General features: G+C 65.6%; 3 protein-coding genes and 1 pseudogene. All 4 read left to right on the forward strand.

Annotation, left to right across the window (positions count from 1 at the left end):
• A pseudogene (locus JOY90_RS12995) lies at nucleotides 1-175 on the forward strand (FAD-dependent oxidoreductase); the annotation flags it as partial.
• 9 nt (nucleotides 176-184) lie between these two features.
• The gene (locus JOY90_RS13000) at nucleotides 185-409 is read left to right on the forward strand and encodes a DUF2783 domain-containing protein (RefSeq protein ID WP_291691530.1); all 225 of its coding nucleotides are present in this window, start codon (nucleotides 185-187) and stop codon (nucleotides 407-409) included.
• A gap of 21 nt (nucleotides 410-430) precedes the next feature.
• Complete coding sequence (locus JOY90_RS13005; RefSeq protein WP_291691531.1) at nucleotides 431-1,384, forward strand: MBL fold metallo-hydrolase; 954 nt, start codon at nucleotides 431-433, stop codon at nucleotides 1,382-1,384.
• Nucleotide 1,385: 1 nt separating this feature from the next.
• Nucleotides 1,386-2,243 (forward strand): homogentisate 1,2-dioxygenase (locus JOY90_RS13010; RefSeq protein WP_291691532.1); only part of this gene is annotated, 858 nt, incomplete at its 3' end.

A 2,243-nucleotide genomic window follows, 5' to 3' on the forward strand; every position in this document is an offset into this window, starting at 1 on the left:
GATCGGCGGCGAGGCGGGTCACGTCGATCGCGAAGGCCTTGCGACGAAGCGCTACGACGCCGAGCCGGGCACGGCCTATCTGTTGCGGCCGGACGGCTATGTCGCCGCGCGCTTCCGCCATCCGGGCCGCCCCGCGCTGGAGGCCGCGCTGGCGCGCGCCGAAGGACTTGGTTGAGGTTTCGGCATGGCGCTTTCCACCAGCTCGAATTTCGACAGACCGGACGACGCGTTTCGCGCCGTCGTCGAGGCGCATCGCGGCCTCAGCAACGAGCAGAGTGCCGATCTCGATGCCGCCCTGGTCCTGATCCTCGGCAACCATATCGGCGACATCGCGGTGCTGCATGAAGCGATTGCGCTCGCCAGGCGCCGCGTCGTCGAGGCCAGCCAACAACAACAGCAACAACAATGACCTCGCACAGGGAATGAAATGATGGCCAAGGGTTTTGCATCGACCACGGACCTCTCGGAAAAGAAGGTCACGTTCTCCGAGATCGGCACCGATCTCTATGCCTTCACCGCCGAGGGTGATCCCAATTCCGCGGTCATCGTCGGCGAGGACGGCTGCCTGGTGTTCGACGCGCAGGCGACGCCGGCGATGGCGAACAAGGTGATCGAGCGGGTCAAGACGGTCACCGACAAGCCGATCAAATATGTCGTGCTGTCGCACTACCACGCCGTGCGCGTGCTCGGCGCCTCGGCCTATCAGGCGCAGGCGATCATCGCCTCGGACGAGACTCACCGGCTCGTCGCCGAGCGCGGCCGGCAGGATTGGGATTCCGAATATGGCCGCTTCCCGCGCCTGTTCCAGGACGCGGAGAGCATCCCCGGCCTGACCTGGCCGACACTGACCTTCGAAGGCGAGATGTCGATCTATCTGGGAAAGCGCGAGGTGCGGCTGATGCAGCTCGGCGCCGGCCACACCTCCGGCGACATCGTCGCCTGGGTGCCGGACGCCGAGGTGATGTTCTCGGGCGACCTGATCGAATATCACTCCGCCTGCTATTGCGGCGACGCGCATTTGCGCGAATGGCCGGCGACGCTGAACGAGATCCGCGGCTTCAATCCGAAAGCCATCGCGCCCGGCCGCGGCGATGCGCTGAAGGGCGTCGATACCGGCCGCGAGGCGATCGCGATGACGCGTGATTTCGTCGCAACGCTCTACGGCGCGGCCGAGCTCGCCGTGGCGAAAGGCCGCAACCTCAGGGACACGATGGCGGCGGCGCGCGAGGTGATGGACCCGAAATTTTCCGGCTTCGCGATCTACGAGCACTGCCTGCCGTTCAACGTCTCCCGCGCCTTCGACGAGGCCTCGGGGATCGACGATCCCGTGATCTGGACCGCCGAGCGCGATCGCGACATGTGGGCTGCCCTGCAAGGAGGATAGCATGAACATCAACACCTCGCCTGAGAAGATCACGCAGAGCTCGGTGCATGTGACGCCGGGCTACATGTCCGGCTTCCGCAACAGTTTTGAGACCGAATCCCTGCCCGGTGCGCTGCCGATGGGGCGCAACTCGCCGCAGCGCTGCGCCTATGGCCTCTACGCCGAGCAGCTTTCGGGATCACCCTTCACCGCGCCGCGCGGCTCCAACGAGCGCTCCTGGCTCTACCGCATCCGCCCGTCGGTGAGACATTCGGGCCGCTTCGCCGAGGTCGATGCCGGGCTGTGGCGCAGCGCGCCCTGCCATGAATACGACCTGCCGATCGGACAGTTGCGCTGGGACCCGACGCCGGTCCCGCAGGCGGAGATGACCTTCCTGCAGGGCGTGCAGACCATGACCACCGCCGGCGACGTCAACACGCAGGCCGGCATGGCGGCGCATGTCGTACTGATCACGAAGTCGATGGTCGATCAGCACTTCTACAACGCCGACGGCGAGATGATGTTCGTGGCGCAGCAGGGCAATCTGCGCTTCGTCACCGAATTCGGCCGCATCGACGTCGAGCCCGGCGAGATCGCGGTGATCCCGCGCGGCGTGAAATTCCGCGTCGAGATCCCGTCCGGTCCGGCGCGCGCCTATCTCTGTGAGAATTATGGCGGCGCCTTCACCATGCCGGAGCGCGGGCCGATCGGGGCCAACTGCCTCGCCAATGCACGTGACTTCCTCACGCCGGTCGCCGCCTATGAGGACAAGGACACGCCGACCGAGCTCTATGTGAAATGGGGTGGATCGCTGTTCAAATGCGACCTACCGCATTCGCCGATCGACGTGATCGCCTGGCATGGCAATTACGCGCCCTAC

It is taken from the genome of Bradyrhizobium sp., from assembly GCF_019242285.1.
Classification (GTDB): Bacteria; Pseudomonadota; Alphaproteobacteria; order Rhizobiales; family Xanthobacteraceae; genus Bradyrhizobium.

Excerpts from the sequence above, each read along its gene's own strand:
- JOY90_RS13000 (WP_291691530.1), top strand. The coding sequence starts at position 185 with ATGGCGCTTTCCACCAGCTCGAATTTCGACAGACCGGACGACGCGTTT.
- JOY90_RS13005 (WP_291691531.1), top strand. The coding sequence starts at position 431 with ATGGCCAAGGGTTTTGCATCGACCACGGACCTCTCGGAAAAGAAGGTC.